At 63.6% G+C, this 16,002-nt stretch carries 10 protein-coding genes and 2 pseudogenes; 4 read left to right on the top strand and 8 right to left on the bottom strand.

Annotation, left to right across the window (positions count from 1 at the left end; translation table 11 throughout):
- Position 1: 1 nt before the first annotated feature.
- From LU682_RS09000 to LU682_RS08980, 5 genes are all read right to left on the bottom strand, one after another.
- Positions 2-6,526, bottom strand: a complete 6,525-nt coding sequence (locus LU682_RS09000; protein ID WP_010954976.1) for a non-ribosomal peptide synthetase — start codon at positions 6,524-6,526, stop codon at positions 2-4.
- 155 nt (positions 6,527-6,681) lie between these two features.
- Positions 6,682-7,665, bottom strand: coding sequence for a TauD/TfdA family dioxygenase (locus LU682_RS08995; protein ID WP_010954977.1), 984 nt, complete (start codon positions 7,663-7,665; stop codon positions 6,682-6,684).
- Between the two features lie 105 nt (positions 7,666-7,770).
- Positions 7,771-9,171 carry an aspartate aminotransferase family protein gene (locus tag LU682_RS08990; RefSeq protein ID WP_049588211.1) on the bottom strand — a complete coding sequence of 467 codons (1,401 nt, stop codon included), beginning with the start codon at positions 9,169-9,171 and terminating at the stop codon, positions 7,771-7,773.
- Between the two features lie 175 nt (positions 9,172-9,346).
- Entirely contained in the window at positions 9,347-10,669 is a 1,323-nt protein-coding gene (locus LU682_RS08985) for an ATP-binding protein (protein WP_010954979.1), read from the bottom strand.
- Positions 10,666-11,349, bottom strand: coding sequence for a response regulator (locus tag LU682_RS08980; RefSeq protein WP_232914901.1), 684 nt, complete (start codon positions 11,347-11,349; stop codon positions 10,666-10,668). The genes LU682_RS08985 and LU682_RS08980 overlap by 4 nt, the downstream gene beginning before the upstream one ends.
- Before the next feature lie 258 nt (positions 11,350-11,607).
- Here LU682_RS08980 and LU682_RS08975 point away from each other — a divergent pair.
- Both LU682_RS08975 and LU682_RS08970 read left to right on the top strand, forming a co-directional pair.
- Positions 11,608-12,069: pseudogene (locus tag LU682_RS08975) on the top strand (DUF6861 domain-containing protein); the annotation flags it as partial.
- Positions 12,070-12,086: 17 nt separating this feature from the next.
- A complete protein-coding gene (locus LU682_RS08970) occupies positions 12,087-12,704 on the top strand; it encodes a GAD-like domain-containing protein (RefSeq protein ID WP_049588209.1) in 618 nt (205 codons plus the stop codon).
- Positions 12,705-12,758: 54 nt separating this feature from the next.
- On the opposite strand, the pseudogene LU682_RS08965 reads toward LU682_RS08970, so the two are convergent.
- Positions 12,759-13,087: pseudogene (locus LU682_RS08965) on the bottom strand (two-component sensor histidine kinase); the annotation flags it as partial.
- A 94-nt stretch (positions 13,088-13,181) separates the two neighbouring features.
- On the opposite strand from LU682_RS08965, the gene LU682_RS08960 reads away from it, so the two are divergent.
- Positions 13,182-13,799 carry a GAD-like domain-containing protein gene (locus LU682_RS08960; RefSeq protein ID WP_060489310.1) on the top strand — a complete coding sequence of 206 codons (618 nt, stop codon included), beginning with the start codon at positions 13,182-13,184 and terminating at the stop codon, positions 13,797-13,799.
- A 22-nt stretch (positions 13,800-13,821) separates the two neighbouring features.
- Positions 13,822-14,448 (top strand): GAD-like domain-containing protein, encoded by a 627-nt coding sequence (locus LU682_RS08955; protein WP_010954984.1) that lies wholly within the window; start codon positions 13,822-13,824, stop codon positions 14,446-14,448.
- A gap of 16 nt (positions 14,449-14,464) precedes the next feature.
- Here LU682_RS08955 and LU682_RS08950 read toward each other — a convergent pair whose 3' ends face one another.
- Positions 14,465-15,031, bottom strand: a complete 567-nt coding sequence (locus LU682_RS08950; protein WP_010954985.1) for a nucleotidyltransferase family protein — start codon at positions 15,029-15,031, stop codon at positions 14,465-14,467.
- Positions 15,028-15,999: an XdhC family protein gene (locus LU682_RS08945; RefSeq protein ID WP_010954986.1), complete on the bottom strand. Its 972-nt coding sequence runs from the start codon at positions 15,997-15,999 to the stop codon at positions 15,028-15,030. Before LU682_RS08945 ends, LU682_RS08950 begins: the two co-directional genes overlap by 4 nt.
- Positions 16,000-16,002 lie beyond the last annotated feature (3 nt).

Here is a 16,002-nt window from a genome sequence, read left to right as displayed (position 1 = left end):
TTCAAGCCTCAGTCAATTCATTCATCAGTTGTTCGATACCGGCGAGGCCTTCTTCGGTCAGGGCCTGGCCCGCGCCTTCCAGCGCCTGGGCAAAGGCCCGCAGAACCGGTGTTTCGAAGATGAGACGGATCGGCATATCGATGCCCAGTTGGCTGTTGATACGTGAGAGGGCCTGGGCCGCCAGCAGCGAGTGACCACCCAGTTCAAAGAAGTTGTCGTCCAGCCCGACCTGCTCGATGCGCAGGACATCGGCCCAGATCGCTGCGACCTTGCATTCGGTATCGCTGTACGGCGGCACATAGCGCACCTGAAGCTGGGCCAGATCGGGTTGCGGCAGCGCCTTGCGGTCCAGCTTGCCGTTCGGGCTCAGGGGCAGCTCGGGCAACCATATGAGGTGGGCAGGCACCATGTAGTCCGGCAGGCTGCTGCGAAGGTCGGTGCGCAACTGCGCCAGAAGCTCCTGTTGCGTTTGCACGCTGGCCTGGGCGACGTCTGCCACCGCAGGCACCAGGTAGCCAACCAGTTGCTTGCCCAGCGGCCCATCGACGTCGATGACCAGGGCATCACGTACGCTGGCGTGCTCCAGCAGGCGCGCGCCGACTTCTCCCAGCTCGATGCGGAAGCCGCGAATCTTCACCTGATGGTCGATGCGCCCGGCATATTCGATCTGCCCATCGGCGAGGTAGCGCGCCAGGTCGCCGGAGCGATAGAGGCGGCTGCCGGGGGCGCCGAACGGGTCGGGGATGAAGCGCTCAGCGGTCAGGCCAGGGCGCTGGTGGTAGCCCCTGGCGAGCAGTTCGCCGCCGATCATCAGTTCGCCGACCGCGCCATTGAGCACAGCACCGCCGCTGTTATCCAGCAGGTGGATGCTGCGCCCGGCCAGCACCCGGCCGATCGGCATCACCGGTGGCAGCGCCTGCGCCGTGGCACCTAGGTAAGGCGCGCAGTCGTGGGCGGTAACCGTGACGGTCGCCTCAGTCGGGCCGTAGGTATTGAGCAGCGTTACATGGCCAAGGCCCGCCGCCTGCCAGGCGAGCAAGCCCTCCGGCGGCATGGCTTCGCCGCCGGCGTGAAACTGGTGCAGGCGGCCGTAGTCGCGAGGGCCGTGCTCGGCAAAGTCCTTGGCCAGCATGAACCAGTAGGCGGTGGTCACATCTACCACGCTGATGTCATTGCTGATCAGTTCGCGGTAGAACCGCTCACTGCCCCACAACTCCGGCCCGCGGACCACCACCGAAGCGCCGCAGATCAGCGCCGGGTACAGCTGCTCGACGAAGCCGTCGAAGTTGAAGGTGGCGAACTGCAGGATGCGATCGCTGGGCTTGAGGTTGAAGAAGCCCAGCGACACCTGGGCATGCTGGCTCAGTGCGCCCTGGGTGATCGCCACACCCTTGGGCCGCCCGGTGGAGCCCGAGGTGTACATGACGTAGGCCAGCGTGGCAGGGTCGATGGCGACCTGCGGGTTGGAAGCGTCACCGTCTTCGAGCAGCGCGTCGAGGCACACCTGCGTGACGCAGGCAGGCACCGCCAGCTGCTCACTCAGGCTGGCCTGGGTCAGCAGCAAGGCCAGGCCGCTGTCCTCGATCATGTAGGCCAGGCGTTCGGCCGGGTAGTCAGGGTCCAGCGGCACATAGGCAGCGCCCACCTTGAGGATCGCCAGCAAGCCCGCGACCATCCCCAGGCCACGCTCCAGGGCCACACCGATCAGCACCTCAGGCCCGGCGCCGAGCGCTTGCAGGCGATGGGCCAGGCGGTTGGCGCGCCGGTTGAGTTCGGCATAGCTCCAGGCCTGGCCTTCATGGATGACAGCCACGGCATCCGGTGCGCGCAGCACTTGCGCTTCGAACTGGCGGGCCACGGCAGTATCGCTCAATTGCTCTGCAGGCCCCTGGCACCAGTCTCTCTCGACCAGACGGCGCTCGTCGGCCGTGGCCAGGGCCAGGCGATCAACGCAGACGTGCGGCTGGGCACACAGCGCTTGCAGCAGGTTCAGCCAGTGCGTGGCCATACGCTGTATGCGTGAGGGGTCGAACAGGTCGACGGCATAGGTGAAGGTCGCCAACACGCCGTCGGAGCGCTCCACGGTGTCGAGCGAGAGATCGAACTGCGCGGTGCCTTCGTCAAGGTCCACCTCCTCTACCTGCAGGCCATTCAAGCTTTGCCCGGTCACCTGCTCACCCAGATCGCGCAAGTGGTTGTACATCACCTGGAACAACGGGTTGTAACCCATGCCGCGCTCTGGCTGCAGCGCCTCGACCAGAGCGTCGAATGGCAGGTCCTTGTTGGCCTGGGCCTGCAGGCTGATTTCTTTGGTATGGGCCAGCAACTGCTCGAAACTGACGCTGTAGTCCACACTCAGCCGCAGCACCACGGTGTTGACGAAGAACCCGATCAACCCTTCGAGCTCCAGGCGATTGCGGTTGGTCATGGGCACGCCGATGTTGATCTTCTCGTTGCCGCTGTAGCGCGCCAGCAGCAGGCCGAACGAGGCTAGGAAGACGTGGAACAGCGTGGCGTTGCAGCGCACTGCCAGGCGCCGCAGGTCCGCCGTCAACTGCGCGGGCAGGCGCACGTCCAGACGTCCGCCCCGATAGCTTTGCAGCTCGGGCCGTGGGCGGTCGGCAGGTAACTGCAGCACTGCGAAATCATCTTCCAGGTGCGCCTGCCAGTAGCCGAGCTGGGCTTGCATCTGGCCTTCGCTCAGGCGCTCGCGTTGCCAGCTGGCATAGTCGGCGTATTGCACCGGCAAAGGCGCGAAATCAGGCTGCGCTGCCCCTGCGGCATGGTGGTTGTAGACGGCAATGCACTCGCGCACCATCACGCCCATCGACCAGCCGTCGGAGACGATGTGGTGCAGGGTCACGAGCAGTAGGTGCTCCTGCTCGCCACGCTGATACAGCTTCATGCGAATCAGCGGCCCGTTGGCAAGGTCGAATGGCTGCTGGATGTCGGCCTGCAACTGCTGCAACAGTTGCGCGGGGTCAAAGGCTTGCGCCTGCTGCTGCTCAAGGGTGACCGCGAGATTGGCGTGGACGCGCAAGCCAGGCACACCTTGCTGCTCTTCGAAACAGGTACGCAATGATTCATGCCGTGACACCAGCGCCGAAAACGCTTGGGCCAGCGCTTCACGGTCCAGGGCACCGGTGATGCGCACGGCCATCGGCGTGTGGTAGGCCGAGCTGTGCGGATGGATTTTCCAGAACAGCCACTGGCGGTACTGGGCATGGGACACCGGCAACCAAGCCTGGCGGTCGAGCACCTGGATCGGTGCATCGGCCACCTCGCCCAGTTGGCTGACCCTGTGGCTGAAGCTGCGCAGGTCGGCCGTATCGAACAGCAGGCGCAACGGGATATCCAGGCCCAGTTGTCGGCGTGCGCGCGAGACGATCTGGGTGGCCATGAGCGAGTGCCCACCCAGGGCAAAGAAGTTGTCGTCCAAGCCGACCTGCGGACAGCCCAGCACTTCCTGCCAAAGGTTGGCCAGGTCGATCTGCAGTGGCGTCTGAGCCGGTGTGTGGCTGGCCACCGGGTGTTGTTGGTCCGGCAGCGGCAATCTGGCCAGGTCAACCTTGCCGTTGGCAGTCAATGGCAGGCTGTCGAGGAACAACACGCGGGCTGGCACCATGTGCGCCTGCACGTGCAACTTCAGCGCTTGCTGCACGGCCTCCTGTGCCGCCTCGGCATCACGCTCGCGGGCCAGCAGCCGCGGCGCCACCAGGTAGGCCAGCAGCTGCAAACTGCCATCCTGGCCGGTGGCACGCACCACCGCCTTGTCCACATCCGGCAGGCCTTGCAGGCACGCCTCGATCTCCCCCGGCTCGACGCGGTAGCCGCGTATCTTCAGCTGGTGATCGACGCGCCCCAGGTACAACAGGCGGCCTTGGCGATCACGCTGCACCACATCGCCGGTGCGGTACAGACGCGCCCCAGGCTCGCCGTGGGCATCAGGCACGAAACGCTCAGCGGTCAACCCAGGGCGTGCGAGGTAACCACGGGCCAGGCCGGCCCCGGCGATGCACAGCTCGCCTTTGGCCATACCGGGCACCGCCTGCAGCGTGGCGTCGAGCACCTGCACTCGGCTGTTGCGCAACGGGCTGCCCAGATGCGTTACCTCGCCAGCCGCCAGTTCGGCGGTGAGCACGCCTACCGTGGTTTCGGTCGGCCCGTAATGGTTCAAGACCTTCAGGCCCGGGCGCAAGGTGCCGATACGCGCCAGCAGTGCCGGCGGGCAGGCCTCGCCGCCAAGCACCAGGCAACGCTGCGGCAGCACGCTGGCATCGGCGCAGGCATCGAGCAGCGCACCCAGGTGCGAAGGCACGATTTTCAGCGCATCGACGTGGTTTGCCGACAGGTAGGCGGCGAAACCGTCGGCATCGAGCACCGCCTCGCGCTGCAGCAGATGTACCGTCTTGCCGGCCCAGAGCGCGCCAAACAGCATGGTATGCCCAAGGTCGGCGGCAGGCGTGGAGACCATGGCGAAGTGTTCCAGATCGCCAAGGGCAATCCGCTCGGACAAGCCTTCAAGGTAATTGGCCAGCGCCCCATGAGACACCGCGACCCCCTTGGGCATACCGGTGGTGCCCGAGGTGTAGATCACATAAGCCAGGTTGCCGGAGTGAACCGCCACGGGCACCCCTGCCTCGCCACCTGCCGCGTTCAGCGCCAGGCACTGTACGCCCCCGATGGCCGGGCCAGGCTCGTCCTCGGCCCTGAGCAAGACCTTGATCTGTGCGTCACGCAGCATGAATGCCATTCGCTGCTGCGGCTGACCCGGCTCCAGCGGTACATACGCCCCCCCGGCCTTGAGAATCGCCAGCAGGCCAACCAACAGGTTCACCGAGCGCTCGGCGATCAGGCCCACCGGCTGATCGGCGACCACACCGTGCGCTTGCAGCTGGGCACACAGCTGATCGGCGCGCGCGTCGAGCTCGCCGTAACTGAGCGAGCCATCGGCACTGACAACGGCGATGCGCTGCGGCTGCGCCTTGGCAAAGGCCGTCACGCGCTGGTGCAGCAACGGGCCGGCATAAGGCAGCACCTGCGGTGCGGCAACAGGTGCGCCCGCCAGCGGCCAGTCACCCAGCGCAGCGACGTCATCGCGGCTGAGGGCGGCCAGCAGGCTCAGCCAATCACGCCCCATGGCCTCGACGGTGTCGCGCTCGAACAGGTCAAGGGCAAAGGTGAAGGCGGCGCGAAGCTGCCCGGCAACCTCCACGGTGTCCAGGGTAAGGTCGAAGCGTGCAGTGCTCTTGCGCAGCTCGAGTTTTTCCAGCTCAAGGCCCGAGGCGGTGCGCACAGTGGCGACGTCGGTGACCATCGACTGATGGTTGAAAAGCACCTGGAACAGCGGGCTCACGCCCCCGGTGCGCTCCAGGCCCAGCGCTTCCACCAGCTGGTCGAACGGCACGTCCTGGTGCGATTGCGCCTGCGCCGCACAGGCTTTGACCTGGCTCAGCAGGTGCGCACCACCCTGAGTCGGATCGATGTCGGTCTGCAGCACCTGGGTATTGATGAAGCAACCGATCAGCCCCTCCACTTCACTGCGGTTGCGGTTGGCGATCGGCACACCGACGCGTACCCGCGACTGGCCGCTGTAGCGGTACAACAAGGTCTTGAAAGCGGCCAGCAGCACCACGAACAGCGTGACGTTGTGCCGCCTGGCCAGGGCCTGCAGGCGCTGGGCCAACGCTGCATCGATTTGCAGCTCCAGGCGTTCGCCACGGTAGCTGGGCAGCGCCGGACGCAGGTGATCGCTCGGCAATTGCAACACGGGGTGGTCGTTGCCCAGATGATCCAACCAGTACTCCAGCTGGCGCGCCTGCTCGCCGGCTTCCAGCCAGCTGCGCTGCCACAGGGCGAAATCGCGATACTGGATGGCCAGCGGCGCAAGTGCTGACGCCTGGCCGGCCACGGCGGCATCGTAAAGCCGAACCAGTTCGTCGATCAGGATACCCAGCGACCAGCCGTCGGCGATGATATGGTGCAGAGTGATCAGCAACAGGTGCTCGGTGGCCGAGGTGCGCAGCAAGCGCACCCGCATCAGCGGCCCGGCGGCCAAGTCGAAGGGTGCCGCCGACTCTGCAGCACATGCGGCCTCGACCTGCTGCGCCTGGGCCTCGCCCTGCAGGTGGGAAAGGTCCAACATCTCGCCCCTGATCGACGCCTGCGCCTGCACGCGTTGGCGTGGCTGGTCGTCAACCTCGGGAAACAGCGTGCGCAGCGATTCATGTCGCGCCACCAGGGTGTCCAGCGCCTGCTGCAAGGCCTCAGGCGCTATCGGCCCCTTGAGCTTGACTGCCATGGGCAGGTTGTAGGCAGCACTCTTGGCATCGAGCCGCCAGGCGAACCACATGCGCTGCTGGGCATATGACAGCGCGTCACGGGCAGCAACCTCGACCCCAGGCGCGATCGGCAACAGCGCGAAATCGACGCCCTCCCCGCGCATGGCATCCAGAAACAACCGTCGCTTGGCAGCGGGCAGCTCGATGAAGCGTCGAGCCAGTTTGAGTGAGTCTTGGGCGTTCATGCTCGGGGTCCTTACTGATCTGCAGCTCGGCCGTGCGGCCAAAGCGTTTCCAGTAGAACGAGCGGAGGGAGGGCGAATTTAACGCGGCAGCGCCATGCCCGGACGCTGCGCTGGCGAGCGCCTGCGGCAAGCCGCAAGCACTCGCCACAGTGGCCTCAAAGCGCCGCTTCGCGGTGCCCCTGAGCCATGGCCACGACCACTTTGCGTGGCCCGGTGAACGGTGCCCGGGCGTGCGCCGCGAGCATGTTGTCGAGCATCAGCACGTCGTTTTCCTGCCAGGGGAAACTGATCGCGCAATCGTCCAGCACAGCGCGAATGCGTTCGAGCACTTCGTTCTCGATCGGTGTGCCGTCGCCGTAGTAGACGTTGCGCGGCAAGTCTTCCTCGTCGACGATTTCCAGCAGGCTTTCGCGCACCTCGGCCGGTAGGTTGGAGACATGGAACAGGTGGGCCTGATTGAACCATACCTGATCCCCCGTCCAGGGGTGCGTGGCCACGGCCTGGCAGACCTGGCGCGTGCGCAGCTCACCGTCGTCCTTCCATTCCCAGTCGATGTGGTGCGCGCGGCAATAGGCCTCCACTACGCTGCGGTCCTCGGTGTTGAACACCTGCTCCCAACTCACATCAAGGCCATTGCCGTAGTTGCGCACATACATCAGGCGCTTGCTGGCAAAGCGCTCGCGTATGTCGGCCGGCATGCGCCGGAACACTTCACGGCTGTCGGCAATTGGCGTTTCACCGCCAGTCTGAGCGGCGATCACACTGTAGAACCAAATCCGCATCGGCCAGTCGAGGCTGTAGGCCTGCTCGTTGTGCAGCGGGATGCTCTGGTGCGCGGGGTACTCCGTGGAGGTGTAGACCCCTTGGGTAACATTGCTGCGCGGCGTCGAGCCGAACTCGTAGTTGAGCAGCGGGTGGCCGAAGGCCTGGGCGAATTCGCGAAAGGCCGTGACTCCGCCCACGTCGAAACCACGCAGCAGTACCCCGCCGCACTGGTCGAGGTGGCCATCGACGATAGCCTTGAGTTCGTCAAAGACGTCCAGCAAGCCAAGCCCCGGTTCGGGCGCTTCGATCAGCAGCGGTAAAGCGCCCCGTTCGGGCATCAATGGCCGCGCCTTGATCCCGGCAAGTACACTCATGTTTCGCTCTCCTTGTCGCCAGGCTCCGTAGAGACCGTCGACACGCTTGGGTTGGCGGCCAGCCTTGCAGGCCGACCGCGTCAAACAGTGGCATGCAGCGCGGCGTCAAACGCTGCCTACGGCGGCGGCGACTGCAGCGCTGAAGCGCTGGGCAACCTCGTCGATCTGCTCGGCACTGATGATCAACGGCGGCAGGAAACGCACCACCGCCCCATGCCGCCCACCCAACTCCAGGATCAGCCCGCGCTTGAGGCACTCGCGCTGCACCTTCGGCGCCAAGTCGCGATTAGCCGGTGGGTGGCCCAGAGCATCCGGCTGGCCTTGTGGGTCGACCAGTTCCACACCCAGCATCAAGCCACGGCCACGGATATCACCCAACTGCGGATAGTCCCGCTGCAGGCGCTGCAAATGCCCACGCAACCGCTGCCCCATGGCCTCGGCATGCTCGGCCAGGCGATGCTCGACCAGGTAGTTGATCACCGCCGAGCCCGCGGCCATGGCCATCTGGTTGCCGCGGAAGGTACCGGCATGCGCACCTGGCTTCCAGGTGTCCAGCCAGTCGCGATAGACCACTACCGCCAGCGGCAGGCTGCCACCGATGGCTTTGGACAAGGTGACCACATCAGGCACGATACCGGCGTGCTCGAAGGCAAACATGCGCCCGGTACGGGCGAAGCCGCTCTGGATCTCGTCGACGATCAACGCCACGCCCGCCTGCTCGGTAATGCGCCGCACGCCCTTGAGCCATTCGATGTCGGCCGGAACCACCCCGCCCTCACCCTGCACCACTTCGAGGATCACGGCGGCGGGCAGCGGCACGCCGCTTTCCGGATCGAGCAGCAGGTTTTCCAGGTAATGCAGGTTGGCCTTGACCCCGGCCTCACCGCCCAGGCCGAACGGGCAGCGGTAGTCGTACGGGTAAGGCATGAACTGCACGCCGTTGCCGAGCAAGGCCCCCAGTGGCTGCTTCGGCCCATGGCTGCCCATCAGGTTCAGCGCGCCTTGGCTCATGCCATGGTAGGCGCCCTGGAAGGCCAGCACGGTGCTGCGGCCGGTGGCGGTGCGCACCAGCTTGAGCGCAGCCTCGACTGCATCAGTGCCGGTCGGGCCACAGAACTGCACCTTGGCCTCGCGGCGCAGCGCCTCGGGCAGGATGCCGAACAGGTCCTGGACGAAGCGGTCCTTGACCGGGGTGGTCAGGTCCAAGGTGTGCAGCGGCAACTCGTCAGCCAGCACCCGCTGGATCGCCTCGACCACCACCGGGTGGTTGTGGCCCAGGGCCAGGGTGCCGGCACCGGCCAGGCAGTCGATGAACTGGCGGCCTTCGACGTCTTCGACGTGGATGCCACGGGCACGCCTGAGCGCCAGCGGGATACGCCGCGGGTAGCTGCGGGCGTTGGATTCCTGCTGTTGCTGGCGTTGCAGCAAAGGCGAATCGGTGAATTCGTACAAGGGTTGCGGCACGCTGGCCGGTACAACCCGGGCAAGGCTGGAAGCGGTGGACATGGGTAAATCCTCGCGAGCAAGCGGATGGGCGGTTATCGCTTTGGAAACGCTTGAGTGGGGGGAGGATTTAGCGGTTGTTACGCGATTTTATTTTTGTCTGTGCTGGCCTCTTCGCGGGTAAACCCGCCCGTAGGAGCGGGTTCACCCGCGAAGAGGCCAGCACAGGCGATAAACATCAATGCCCAGGACGCGCCGGTACCTGCAACAAAACCCGCAAGCCGTCACTACGGCTGTCAAAGCGCAGGCTACCGGCACACCGCTGCACGATCGCCTGCACAATCGCCAGCCCCAAACCGCAACCACCACTCTGCCCATTGCGCCAGAAGCGCTCGGTCAGGTGCTCCAGGTCCGCCTCAGCAATGCCTGGCCCATGGTCACGCACCATGAAGCCCACCTGGCCGTCCGCCATCTGCACCTCCAACTCCACGGCTTCATCGCCGCCATGGCGCAAGGCATTGTCCAGCAGGTTGCGCAGCGCTGCCACCGCCAACGGTGCCGGCATCCCCAGGTAAATCTGCGTCGCCTCCTCTGGCAAACGCAACAGGATACGCCGATTGTCGCCTCCGCCGGCATCCTGCACCGCCTGACGGGCCACCTGCTCGGCGCTGCACTGCACGCCATCCTCGAACGACAGGCTGCCTTCTACCCGCGCCAGCATCAGCAACTGCTCAAGCGTGCGGTGCATGCGGTCAGTGCCCTGCTCGGCATGCTCCAGCGCCTGCTCGCGCACGGCACCGTCGGTCATGCGCGCCACCTGCAGGTGGGTCTTGATCGCGGTCAGCGGGCTGCGCAGTTCATGCGCGGCATCGTCGGTCAGGCGCCGCTCACGCTCGAGGGTCTGGGCAATGCGCAGGAACAGCTGGTTCTGGGTCTCCAGCAACGGCTGCAACTCGCTGGGCATGCCCGCCACCTGCAGCGGCTCGACACTGTCCGCACGCCTGCGGCGCAACGCATCACGCATGCGGTTGAGCGGCTCCAGGCCCTTGCCAAGGCCGATCCACAACAGCCCCAGGCTGCCGAGCAGGGCCATCAGTACCGGCGCCGATGCCGCCAGCAGAATCGACTGGTTCAGCGCCTCGCGCTCCATGTGCCGGTCAGCCGTGGTGATGCGCACATCGCCGTGGTTGTAGGTAAAGGTGCGCCAAAGCGCATCGTCGATGGTCTGGTCACGAAACCCGCTGCGCTCGTCGTCCATGGCGCCATCGTGCTTGTGGTTGCTGGCGAGGATCTCGCCACGCAGCGAGCTGACCTGGCAGGCCATGCCATCCGGTACGCTGAACTGGTCGGCAGAAAAATGCGCCTCCCCGCCCTTGGCGGTCAGCGGCTGCGGCAGTTGGTCGATCAGCCCGGCGACCATACGCGCCGACGCCACCAGGCGCTGGTCGAGGGAGAACATCATCTGCTGGCGCAGGTCTCGCAGCATCCACGCGGCGGCCAGTGCCCAGATGATCACGAAGGCACTGCCGAGGATCAGGCTCAGGCGTACCCGCAGGCTCATGATGCGGCCTCTTGCGGTGCCTGCGCCGGGCCCAGCCGGTAGCCCAGGCCACGCACGGTCTCGACAATGCCGTTACCCAGCTTGCGACGCAGGTGGTGGATGTGCACATTCAGGGCGTTGCTCTCGACTTCGTCGCTGAAACCATACACGCAGTCTTTCAGCTGCTCGCTGGACAGCACGCGCCCGGGGTTCTGCAGCAGCGCCTGGAGCAGGGCCTGCTCACGGCGGGACAGGTCGACATGCTGGCCGGCCAGGGTCGCCTCGCAGCTACTCGGGTCATAGCGCAGCGGGCCGTGCTCGATCACGTTCACCGCCCGCCCGGCCACCCGCCGCAGCAAGGTATGCAGGCGTGCGGCAAGCTCGCGCAGATCGAAGGGCTTGAGCAGGTAATCGTCGGCACCGGCCTGCAAGCCATCGACACGATCGGTGACGGCATCGCGGGCGGTGAGCACCAGTACCGGCAGGGTCTCGCCTTTTTCGCGCAGGCGGTGCAGCAGCTTGAGGCCATCTTCGTCGGGCAGGCCGAGGTCGAGGATCATCACGTCGAACTGCGCGGCCTGCAGCATTGCCCGCGCATCGGCGGCGTTGCCCACACGGTCCACGGTCAAGCCCTGGGCGGTGAGACCGGCGCAGATGCCGGCGGCGGTCAGGTCGTCGTCCTCGCAGAGCAGAACGTGCATGGTGGGGCTCCCGGTGTGGTGTGGCTGTTATTGCACCTTGGGCGGATTAAGGGGGGATTATGGACCTTTTGGGCAGGGTTGGGGGGAGATCGAGCGCCGCGCGGGACGCCACCCTGCCCCTCGCAGCCTCAACCCCAATTCCCGAGCTTCTCGAACACAACAGAAACGAAGTCGCATTTTCCTACAACCGACCCAGAAACCTCTGATCCGAATCCATGATGGGATTTCCCCCTGCACACGTTGTCAGGGAGACACCTCATGTACCTGGATTACCTCGTGCCCTCCTGGCACGAGATCGAGTCACGTGTCATCGCCATGGTGGGCTACCAAAGCGGTGGCCAGTTCCGCACTAGCCTCAATGAAGAGGTCGCCTCACTGGGCCTCAACCTGCGCCGGATCGAAGCTGTCCGCACAGCCTTCTACCACGCTGAATGGCAGGCGGCGCACATGCTACGCCAGCGCTTCGCCGACCTCGACATCAACAGCATCATCGACGAACTGCTGAGGGTCGTGCAGCAGATGGCAATGATCGTCGTCGGCAGCACCATTACCGGTGGCCTGCTTGGCGCGACGGTAGGCGCATTCGCCGGCGGCGCCGGAACCATTCCGCTCGCTGGTGCAGGCGCGGTCATGGGCCTCAAGGTCAGCGGCTGGATCCTTGGCGCGCTGGGGCTGGCTTCCATCGCCGAGTTCTTCGTCGAGGGCTTGCCGCGTATCGGCGGATGAGGAGCGCGACAATGGACGAATTTTTCTCCCTCTTCATAGAAGAGATGGGCGAGCCGATTTTCAGGCAGGAGGTGCCTCCTTCTAGCATAGAGCGCTACAGCGGTAAATTGCCGAAGAAACTGTTGGAATACTGGACCGAGCACGGATGGTGCGGATATGGTGATGGAATATTCTGGACGGTCAATCCGCAAGACTACGAGGGCGTAGCCGCCTCATTCATAGAAGGCACTGCGCTCGAAGGGCGAGATACCTATCACGTCATCGCTCGGGGCGCCTTTGGTGATCTCTATCTGTACGGAGAAAATTCCGGTTTTTCATTAGACATCGTAGCCCACACTTCACAATACTGCGGCAGAGTGAATGAACTTGATGCAGGCAACATTGACAAGGAGGTGCAAGGCTTCTTTCTATTGATCGAACGGGAGTCCAGCGACTTTGGCGATTTATTCGATCCTGCATATAACAAATTAGGCAAACTCAATCATGATGAGATGTATGGCTTCGTTCCAGCCTTGGCATTCGGTGGCCCCTGCGATCTTGCCCACCTAGAAAAAGTCAAAGCTGTCGAGCACTTAATACTACTTGCACAGATCTCCACCCTCGAACCCTATAGCTTTTCTGACTTCTAAACACAGTATTGGCCGGGAAAAAGCGGCGGATGAGATGCACGGCTTCGTCCCGGCGTCCATGACGCCATCGTGCTTGTGGTTGCTGGCGAGGATCTCGCCACGCAGCGAGCTGACCTGACAGGCCATGCCATCCGGTACGCTGAACTGGTCGGCGGAAAAATGCGCCTCCCCGCCCTTGGCGGTCAGCGGCTGCGGCAACTGGTCGATCAGCCCGGCGACCATACGCGCCGACGCCGCCAGGCGCTGGTCGAGGGAGAACATCATCTGCTGGCGCAGTCACGCAGCATCCACGCCGCGGCCAGCGCCCAGATGATCACGAAGGCGCTGTCGAGGATCAGGCTCAGGCGTACCCGAAGGCAATGGCGAAACAGACTAGCCAGCATCAAAGAGGCCGCGGAAAAATCGCCGAAATTCGGCATCCACTCGACTTACATGAATGTAAGACTTCATAAGTGCTAACGACAAGAGGCATCGCAAATGGATGAGGTATTCTCCATATTCCTTGACAATATAGGCGCGCCTTTTTCGCGTCGAGAGGTGCCCCCCTCCAGTATTGATCGCTATAACGGAAAACTTCCAGAGTTGTTACTTGCATACTGGAAAGAGCATGGATGGTGTGGTTTTGGCGAAGGTATATTCTGGCTGGTTAATCCACAGGAGTATGAGGGCGTTGTCTCATCCTGGACCGAGGGCACCCTCCTTGAAAACCGGGACACTTACCACTTGATTGCCAGAAGCGCTTTCGGCGACCTGTATCTTTGGGGAGAGAACAGTGGCTTTTCAGTAAAAATCACAAGTCTTCTGTCCCGTTACACAGGTGAAAACTGCACACTCACTGAAACCGAAGCAACCAGAGAGGTCCAAAGCTTCTTTCTATCAAGAAAAAAAGAACACAACGATTTTGAAAACTTTTTTGAGCCCGCGAAGAAAAAGCTGGGCATTTTGAAAGAAGATGAGATGTATGCCTTTGTTCCTGCATTGATGCTGGGAGGGCGCCCCGACCTCAAAAACCTAGAAAAACTTAAAGCAATAGAGCATTTGATTTTGCTGTCTCAAATCACCGAACTCGAACCCTACAGCTTCTCTGACTTCTGAGCACACAAAAGGACCTAAACGAATGGATGTCATCTTCAGCATTTTCCTGGAAACCTTCGGCGACCCCATCGGCCAGCAACCCGTACCCCCTGCGGCTGTCGATCATTACCAAGGCAAACTCCCCAATCGCCTCCTTGAATACTGGCAAGACCACGGCTGGTGCGGCTACGGCGGCGGCTTGTTCTGGCTGGTAAATCCTCAGGAATACCAGGGTGTAGTGGCCTCTTGGTTGGCAGGTACGCACTTCGAAGCATGCGACACTTATCACCTCATCGCCCGCAGCGCTTTTGGCGACCTGTACCTATGGGGTGAGAAAACCGGTTCGGTGCTGACCATCGCGGCCTACCATTCCCGTTACCTCGATGGCGCTCACAGCTCAGGCGACGAAGAACGGGACAACAAGATCCACGGTTTGCTCATGTGGCTGATGACCGAGTGCGTCTACTTCGACGACCTGTTCGAACCTGCCAGGGAACGGCTCGGCACCCTGGGCTCAGACGAAATGTATGGCTTTGTCCCCGCCTTGATGCTGGGAGGCCCAGACAGCCTTGAGCGTCTTGAAAAGCTGAAGGCAGTGGAGCATCTGGTGCTGCTTTCCCAACTGAGCGAACTCGAACCCTATGAACTCACTGGCGAAGAAGATGAATAGCCTTTGACGAACGCATTCAAGGGCGCACCGCATCCGGCCTATCGACATCCTGCAACACACCGGCATCCTGCACCTCTAGCCTGACGCAAACCGCCGGGTTGGCCTTGACCACCGAACGCGCCCCTTCATCACCCTTCAACCGGGCAAGCGCCGGCCAGAAATCGCGCCCGAACAACACCGGATGGCCCTGTCGTCCAGCATGACAAGGCAGGACTATCGTTGACCCACTGGCCTCGCGCGCAAGCAAATCCAGGGTCGCGGACGCCACCCAGGGCATATCACCCAACAGAATCGCTACTGCCTGCGCCTCGCTGTCAGCCAGCGAAGCGGCACCGGCCGCCAGGCTATGGCCCATGCCCAATGTGAAATTTGGACTGGAGACCACCCTGCACCGCGCAGGCAACCCCAGGTCCACGCCTCGCTCCCCTTCACGCAACACCACCCGCACATCATCGAACACTGCGCAGGCGCTCTCTACGCTGTGTACCAGCAAGCTTCGACCGTCAGCCATCAGCGAACGGCGCTTGTCAGCGCCGAAACGCACACTGCTGCCTGCCGCCAATACCAACGCAACCACGCTCACAGCGCCGCCCGCTCGATGCCATTGCGCGCACGAAGGATATCGGCCAGTACCGCCAGGGCGATCTCGGCCGGGGTCTTGCTGCCCAGGTTCAGGCCTATCGGCGCATGGATGCGCGCCAGCTCGTCGCAACCCAGGCCACCAATTCGCTGCAAGCGTTCGCGACGCTTGTCGGAGGTGGCCTTGGAGCCCATCACGCCGATGTAGAACGCTTCGGTTCGCACGGCTTCAAGCATGGCCAGGTCATCGATTTTTGGATCATGGGTCAATGCCACCACTGCCGTATCGGCATGGCAACCGCCATTGGCGATGAATTCCGACGGCAGCTCGCGGCGCACCTCTATGCCATTCAGCACTACGCCGTCGAGTACTTCGTCACGCGGCTCGCAAAGGATGACCTCAAAACCCAGCCCCCTGCCGAATTCGGCGCAAAAATGCGCCACGCTGGAATAGCCGGCCAGCAGCAGCCGCTGGGCGGCGCCGACACGCAAGCGCACCCGGGCATTTTCCCGTTCCACCCGTGGCCCCTGACTATGGTCATCGAGCAGCTGGCGGGTACCCGTAGGCAGGCTCACCTCACGCAGTACCCGGCGCTGGCCCAGCAGCGCACGTTCCAACTCACGCAGATGCGCCTGCACCTCACATTCAACCGGCAGGTTCTCCACCAGCACTTCCAGCACACCGCCACACGGCAGGCGAACGCGCGAACGCGGGTCGCTGCCGTCGCCATAACGCACGATGGCAACCGGCTCCGGGAATTCCCCGAGGGCCACGCGTTCGAGAAAGTCGTCTTCGACACAGCCACCGGACAGCGAGCCCAGCCACTGGCCGCTGGCGTTCACCGCCAGCAGCGAACCCGGCGCACGCGGCGCCGAGCCGTAGGTGGCGAGCACTGTGCACAACCATACCCGCTCGCCGTTGCAGGACCACTGCAAAGCCTGACGGATCACCTGTAGATCGAGATGCTGCACGCT

Origin of the sequence: Pseudomonas alloputida (assembly GCF_021283545.2) — a bacterium.
GTDB lineage: Bacteria > Pseudomonadota > Gammaproteobacteria > Pseudomonadales > Pseudomonadaceae > Aquipseudomonas > Aquipseudomonas alloputida.
Note: the sequence above shows the minus strand (reverse complement) of the source record. Positions and strands in the feature narration are given on the sequence as shown.

Excerpts from the sequence above, each read along its gene's own strand:
- LU682_RS08980 (WP_232914901.1), bottom strand. The coding sequence starts at position 11,349 with ATGCACGTTCTGCTCTGCGAGGACGACGACCTGACCGCCGCCGGCATC.
- LU682_RS08960 (WP_060489310.1), top strand. The coding sequence starts at position 13,182 with ATGGATGAGGTATTCTCCATATTCCTTGACAATATAGGCGCGCCTTTT.
- LU682_RS08955 (WP_010954984.1), top strand. The coding sequence starts at position 13,822 with ATGGATGTCATCTTCAGCATTTTCCTGGAAACCTTCGGCGACCCCATC.
- LU682_RS08995 (WP_010954977.1), bottom strand. The coding sequence starts at position 7,665 with ATGAGTGTACTTGCCGGGATCAAGGCGCGGCCATTGATGCCCGAACGG.
- LU682_RS09000 (WP_010954976.1), bottom strand. The coding sequence starts at position 6,526 with ATGAACGCCCAAGACTCACTCAAACTGGCTCGACGCTTCATCGAGCTG.
- LU682_RS08990 (WP_049588211.1), bottom strand. The coding sequence starts at position 9,171 with ATGTCCACCGCTTCCAGCCTTGCCCGGGTTGTACCGGCCAGCGTGCCG.
- LU682_RS08985 (WP_010954979.1), bottom strand. The coding sequence starts at position 10,669 with ATGAGCCTGCGGGTACGCCTGAGCCTGATCCTCGGCAGTGCCTTCGTG.
- LU682_RS08970 (WP_049588209.1), top strand. The coding sequence starts at position 12,087 with ATGGACGAATTTTTCTCCCTCTTCATAGAAGAGATGGGCGAGCCGATT.